Here is a 3,944-nt window from a genome sequence, read left to right on the forward strand (position 1 = left end):
GAGGAGTTGCGTCGTGACGCGCATGCCTTGACCCGGTATGTGGACCGGCACCGGATCGACGTCGTCAACGTCACCCCCACCTACGCCCAACACCTCCTGGAGGAAGGACTCCTCGACTTCGACCCCGCCGCCGGCCGCCACCGACCCGCGCTGGTGCTGCTCGGCGGCGAGGCGGTCTCGGACGGCGTCTGGGCCGCGCTGCGCGACACCGACGGCGTGTTGGGCTACAACCTGTACGGGCCGACCGAGTACACCATCAACACCCTCGGTGCCGGCACCGAGGACAGCGCGACGCCCGCGATCGGCCGACCGATCCTCAACACCGCCACGCACATCCTGGACGGCAACCTGCAACCGGTCCCGGTCGGCGTGCCCGGCGAGTTGTACATCACCGGCGTCGGTCTGGCCCGCGGCTATCTGAACAGCCCCGGGTCGACCGCGGCCCGGTTCGTGGCCAACCCCTTCGGACCACCCGGTTCGCGGCTCTACCGCACCGGCGACCTGGCCCGGCGCCGCCCGGACGGCATCATCGACTACCTCGGCCGGACCGACGACCAGGTCAAGATCCGCGGCCACCGCGTCGAACCGGCCGAGATCCAGAGCGTGTTGGACGCACACCCGGAGGTGGCACGCAGCGCCGTCGTGCCCACGACCGGCCCGGACGGCGCGGTACAGCTCACCGCCTACCTCGTCCCCGAGACCGCGGCCGGCACCGACGGCCACGCCGACGCCGAACACCTCGACGAATGGCGGCAGATCTACGCCGACGAATACACCACCATCGACACGGCCGTGTTCACCGAGGACTTCGCCGGCTGGGACAGCAGCTACGACGGCGCCCCGATCCCGCTCGCGCACATGCGCGAATGGCGCGCCGAGACCGTGCGCCGCATCACCGAGCTGCACCCGTCCCGCATCCTGGAGATCGGCGTCGGTACCGGGCTGCTCCTGGGCGAACTCGCGCCCGCGAGCGAGAGCTACTGGGCCACCGACTTCGCCGCGCCGGTCGTCGACAAGCTGCGCGCGGACCTGACCCGCGCCCCCGAACTCGCCGCCAAGGTCGAACTGCGCACCGCCGCCGCGCACGAACTCGACGACCTGCCCACAGGGTTCTTCGACACGGCGGTGATCAACTCGGTCGCCCAGTACTTCCCGAGCCTGGACTACCTCACCGACGTGCTGCGCCGGGCCCTGGACCTGGTCCGCCCCGGCGGAGCGGTCTTCGTCGGCGACATCCGCAATTTGCGACTCGCCCGCACCTTCCACAGCGCGATCCGGCTCGGCCAGGCGAGCCCGGACGCCGACGACGCCATCGTCCGCGCCGCGATCGAGCGCGCCGTCCTGCTGGAGAAGGAACTCCTGGTCGACCCGGACTACTTCGCGGGTCTGGCCGACCTGCTGCCCGACCTCGCCGGCGTCGACCTGCGGATCAAACGCGGGCACCTGCACAACGAACTGACCCGGCACCGTTACGACGCCGTGCTGCGTCGCACCGGCGGCGCCGACGTCCCCTCGCTCGCCGACGCCCCGAGCCTGTCGTGGAACGCCGGCACCGGCATCGAGCCGGTGGTTCGCCGGCTGACCGGGGACCGCCCCGAACTGCTGCGGGTGCGTGCCGTGCCCAACGCCCGCCTCGCCGGCGAACTCGCTGCCGAGCGTGTGCTGGCCAACGGCGGCACGGTCGACCAGGCCCGCCGGGCGCACACCGAGGCCGAGCGGGCCGACGACGCGGCGGCCGAACCCGAGACGTGGTACGCACTCGGGGCCGAACTCGGCTACACCGTGGCCGTGACCTGGTCGGCGACCGGCTCCGGCAGCTTCGACGTCGTGTTCACGGCCGGTGACGCGACCGCGCACGGCGTCGTGGGTACCTACCTGCCCACCGGTGCCGGCCGTGCCGACGGGTCCGGCCACGCCAACCACCCGGCCGCCGCGCGCGAGGCGGCCGGCCTGGTCCCGCGACTGCGCGCCCACCTGCGCGAACGGCTGCCCGAGTACATGGTGCCCGCCGGATTCGTGCCGCTGGACCGGCTCCCGCTCACCGTCAACGGCAAGCTCGACCGTCGCGCACTGCCCGCACCGGACGCCGTTGTCGGCCGCTCCGGTACCCGCCCGCCGTCCGGCGCCGCCGAACTCGCGCTGAGCGCCCTGTTCGCCGAGGTCCTCGGCGTCGCCGAGATCGGTGCCGAGGACAACTTCTTCGACCTCGGCGGCCACTCCCTGCTCGCCGCCCGACTCGCCGCCAAGGCCCGGGGCACGCTCGGCGTCGAGATTGCCATCCGCGACGTCTTCACCGCCCCCACCATCGCCACGCTGGCCGGGCTGCTCGCCGAGCGCACCACAGCGGACCCGTCCGCCGCCGAGCCACTGCGCCCGCCCGTCACCCGCCGGGAGCGTCCCGATCGGGTGCCGCTGTCGTTCGCCCAGCGACGGCTGTGGCTGCTCGGCCAATTCGAGACGGCGAGCGCGGCCTACCACGAACCGATCGCGGTCCGGCTGCACGGCAGCCTGGATCGGCAGGCGTTGCAGGCGGCCGTACAGGACGTGGTCAACCGGCACGAGACGTTGCGCACGCTCTGTGTGGCGGCCCGGGAGCCGGCCGGAAACGGCGACACCGATGTCTACCAACACATCCTGGCGCCGGAAGTGGCCCGACTCGCGGTCGAGTTCGTCGACATCGACGCAGCCACGCCCGCCGCCGAAGCGGAGGCGGGCACCCTGGCCGCGCTCGTCGCGGCAGCCACCCGACGTCCGTTCGATCTGGGTACCGAACTGCCCCTGCGCATCACGGTCTTCCGGGTCGGCCGGGACGAACACGTGCTGCTCGCGGTGTTCCACCACATCGCGATCGACGAGTGGTCCATCCGCCCGTTCGCGCGGGACCTCGCCGCCGCCTACACCGCACGCGCCGCGGGACGAGCGCCCGCCTGGGAGCCGCTGCCGCTCCAGTACGCCGACTACACCCTGTGGCAACACGATCTGCTCGGCGATCCGACCGATCCCAGCGGCCGGTACGCCCGCCAACTCGCCTACTGGACGTCGGCCCTGGCCGAGCTGCCGGAGGAACTGGCGCTGCCCACCGACCGCCCGCGTCCCACGGTGGCCGGCTACCGCGGCGGCACCGTCGAACGGCTGATCCCCGCCGAACTCGCGAACCGGATACGGGCGGTCGCCTCGGCGGCCGGCGCCAGCGCGTTCATGCTCTATCAGGCGGCGGTGGCGGCCCTGCTGCACCGGCTCGGCGCGGGGCAGGACATCGCGCTCGGCAGTCCGGTGGCCGGGCGGGACGACGAGGCATTGGGCGAACTGATCGGGTTCTTCGTCAACACCGTGGTGATCCGCGCGGACGTGACGGGAAACCCGACGTTCGCGGAGCTGCTGGCCCGGGTGCGGGACACCGACCTGGACGCGTTCGCCCACCAGGACCTGCCGTTCGAGCGACTCGTGGAGGAACTGAACCCGGCCCGCTCGCTCGGCCGAAACCCGCTGTTCCAGGTGATGGTCGGCTACCAGAACCAGGGCGTGGGCGAGGTCCGCTTCGGCGACATCACCCCGGTCGGTGAACGATTCACCCCGCCCACCGCCAAGTTCGACCTCGACTTCGTCTTCCGCGAGACGGATCTGGCGGCCGTGCCCGACGGCGCGGTCGAACTGGGCATCGAATACGCGGCGGACCTGTTCGACCACACCACCGTCGAGGACTTCGCCGAGCGGCTGTTGCGCCTGCTCGCCGCGATCGCCGACGATCCGAACCGCCGGGTGGGCGCCTACGAACTGTTGTCGGCGGCGGAGCACACGCGCATCGTGCGCGAGTGGAACGCGACCGAACTGCCGCTCCCCGACGCCACGGTGGCCGATCTGCTGGAGGAGCGTGCGGCGCTGGTCCCGGATGCGGTGGCGGTGGTGCAGGATCCGGAGGGTGTCGCGCCGTTGGTGTGGTCGTA

Annotated in this window: 1 protein-coding gene; it reads left to right on the forward strand. The window is 72.3% G+C overall.

Going from position 1 to position 3,944, the window contains the following annotated elements; translation table 11 throughout:
- A partial coding sequence (locus tag ABZ374_RS48140; protein ID WP_360325082.1) for a condensation domain-containing protein occupies positions 1-3,944 on the forward strand: 3,944 nt, incomplete at both ends.

This window comes from Embleya sp. NPDC005971 (genome assembly GCF_040629175.1).
In the GTDB taxonomy this organism is placed as follows: Bacteria; Actinomycetota; Actinomycetes; order Streptomycetales; family Streptomycetaceae; genus Embleya.